The 2,500-nt window shown below is 56.6% G+C and carries 1 protein-coding gene, 1 tRNA gene and 2 rRNA genes (2 of these 4 cut by a window edge); 3 read left to right on the top strand and 1 reads right to left on the bottom strand.

What is annotated here, in order from left to right:
* The 3 genes from NKI64_RS00905 to NKI64_RS00895 form a co-directional block, all read left to right on the top strand.
* Positions 1–1,187: ribosomal RNA gene (locus tag NKI64_RS00905) — 23S ribosomal RNA — on the top strand; it begins 1,615 nt to the left of the window's first position.
* A 200-nt stretch (positions 1,188–1,387) separates the two neighbouring features.
* Positions 1,388–1,502: ribosomal RNA gene (gene rrf / locus NKI64_RS00900) — 5S ribosomal RNA — on the top strand.
* 258 nt (positions 1,503–1,760) lie between these two features.
* Positions 1,761–1,837 (top strand) — tRNA-Met (locus NKI64_RS00895).
* Between the two features lie 627 nt (positions 1,838–2,464).
* Here NKI64_RS00895 and NKI64_RS00885 read toward each other — a convergent pair.
* On the bottom strand, positions 2,465–2,500 hold the 3' portion of the coding sequence (locus NKI64_RS00885; RefSeq protein ID WP_155923365.1) for a hypothetical protein. 171 nt of this gene lie beyond the right edge of the window; only the last 36 of its 207 coding nucleotides appear in the window; the start codon falls outside the window, past its right edge — the gene reads right to left on this strand; its stop codon occupies positions 2,465–2,467.

The following is a 2,500-nucleotide window of genomic DNA, read 5'->3' as shown; positions in this document are numbered from 1 at the left end:
GCAAATTGCACGCGTAACTTCGGAAGAAGCGTGACCCTTTTCTACGCAAGTAGAGGAGGGTGGCACAGACCAGGGGGTAGCGACTGTTTATCAAAAACACAGGGCTCTGCGAAGTCGCAAGACGACGTATAGGGTCTGACGCCTGCCCGGTGCTGGAAGGTTAAGAGGAGGGGTGCAAGCTCTGAATCGAAGCCCCAGTAAACGGCGGCCGTAACTATAACGGTCCTAAGGTAGCGAAATTCCTTGTCGGGTAAGTTCCGACCTGCACGAATGGCGTAACGACTTCCCCGCTGTCTCCAGCATAGACTCAGTGAAATTGAATTCCCCGTGAAGATGCGGGGTTCCTGCGGTTAGACGGAAAGACCCCGTGCACCTTTACTATAGCTTTACATTGGCATTCGTAGTGGCATGTGTAGGATAGGTGGTAGGCTTTGAAACCTGGGCGCCAGCTCAGGTGGAGCCACCCTTGAAATACCACCCTTATTACTATGGATGTCTAACCGCGGCCCGTTATCCGGGTCCGGGACAATGTATGGTGGGTAGTTTGACTGGGGCGGTCGCCTCCTAAAGAGTAACGGAGGCGCGCGATGGTGGGCTCAGAACGGTCGGAAATCGTTCGCTGAGTGCAATGGCATAAGCCTGCCTGACTGCGAGACTGACAAGTCGAGCAGAGACGAAAGTCGGTCATAGTGATCCGGTGGTCCCGCGTGGAAGGGCCATCGCTCAACGGATAAAAGGTACGCCGGGGATAACAGGCTGATGACCCCCAAGAGTCCATATCGACGGGGTTGTTTGGCACCTCGATGTCGACTCATCGCATCCTGGGGCTGGAGCAGGTCCCAAGGGTATGGCTGTTCGCCATTTAAAGCGGTACGTGAGTTGGGTTCAGAACGTCGTGAGACAGTTCGGTCCCTATCTGCCGTGGGTGTAGGAATATTGAAAGGATCTGTCCCTAGTACGAGAGGACCGGGATGGACGGATCTCTGGTGGACCTGTTGTGGCGCCAGCCGCATAGCAGGGTAGCTATATCCGGACGGGATAACCGCTGAAGGCATCTAAGCGGGAAACCCACCTTAAAACGAGTATTCCCTGAGAACCGTGGAAGACGACCACGTTGATAGGCCGGGTGTGGAAGAGCGGCAACGCTTGAAGCTTACCGGTACTAATAGTTCGATCGGCTTGATCGTTCTCATTCCTTATGCTCATCGTGAACACGATGATCTGACCAGCGCTCACGCATGAGCGGCCCTTAACAGGGCCTATGCTCCGCGAGGGCGCCGGAAAACCGGCGACGCGCAGTCGCGCTTGCGGACTTGTCCGTTAGCTAGACACAAACGTCGCCTTGGCACGAAAAAACAGCTTCTCGATATAACGTGCGTTTTGCCGACCTGGTGGTTATGGCGGAGCGGCTGCACCCGATCCCATTCCGAACTCGGCCGTGAAACGCTCCAGCGCTGATGGTACTTCGTCTCAAGACGCGGGAGAGTAGGTCGCTGCCAGGTCTGCAAAACGCACGTTGAACTCTCATCCGCAAACCGGATGAAACTGAAATCTTCTCTCTACGAAAAGGCCCGCCAAGGGATCACGGGCCGCGCAAGCGGCCCTTTCATTTGGTCAGCCATATACCTATCTGTAAGCCATCCTGTTCATAGGCCCAGGCTTACGTCCAGATAAGCAAGCAAACGCTTGCTTCAGATCCGGAGCAGGCAAGAGCTTGCCCTGGAGAGTCCGGAGCAAGCAAGAGCTTGCCCTGGAGGTGACGCGGGGTGGAGCAGCCCGGTAGCTCGTCAGGCTCATAACCTGAAGGTCACAGGTTCAAATCCTGTCCCCGCAACCAACAAAAAAAGCCCGCTTCACGCGGGCTTTTTGCGTTCGGACCGTGATCGATGGCGATTTTAACCTGCACCAGGGGTCGGAAGCAGGCGAAGCCGACGCCGTAGGACAGAAAAGCCAAATCATGACCCCCAACCGCCCGCAGCTCGCAGGCCTTTTTGTTATTCGGCACCTTTGCCCACGCGAAGCCGGTTGGCTCCCGGCTCTGTCAGCGCGGCAACCGCCACGCGCCGGCGCGATGGTGACCGGACGCTTTGGACCCTGCAAAACCAGGCGACGAACCATTCTCTCGCCGTCAGATCTTGGAAAACGAACCGTGATCGTGCGCTTCCAATCATTGCTATTATTGCTACCGGGCTTGATCGGCGCCATAATCTTCCAGGAGGTTGCCGTGCCCGATTACGCTCTGAACGACGAACCACTATGAGAGCTTCATCAGGAAGCAGCTCGAATCAGACCGCTACAACAATGCCTGAGATGTTCGCGCCGGCCTACGTATGCTCGAGGATTTCGAGGCGGAGCGGGAGAGATGGCTGCGCGAGGAGGTTCCGGCGCGCCTGACCGAACTCCGGCAGGATCCGGCTAAGGGCATCCCTGTCGAGACGGTTTTTTCGCGACTCGAGGCGCGTCATCACGCGAAGCAGGCGAAAGCCAAATAGGCAATGGA

Source organism: Mesorhizobium sp. M0478 (assembly GCF_040321305.1).
Taxonomy (GTDB): domain Bacteria; phylum Pseudomonadota; class Alphaproteobacteria; order Rhizobiales; family Rhizobiaceae; genus Mesorhizobium.
The sequence above is the reverse complement of the archived record's forward strand: the minus strand, read 5'-3'. Positions and strand labels throughout refer to the sequence as shown.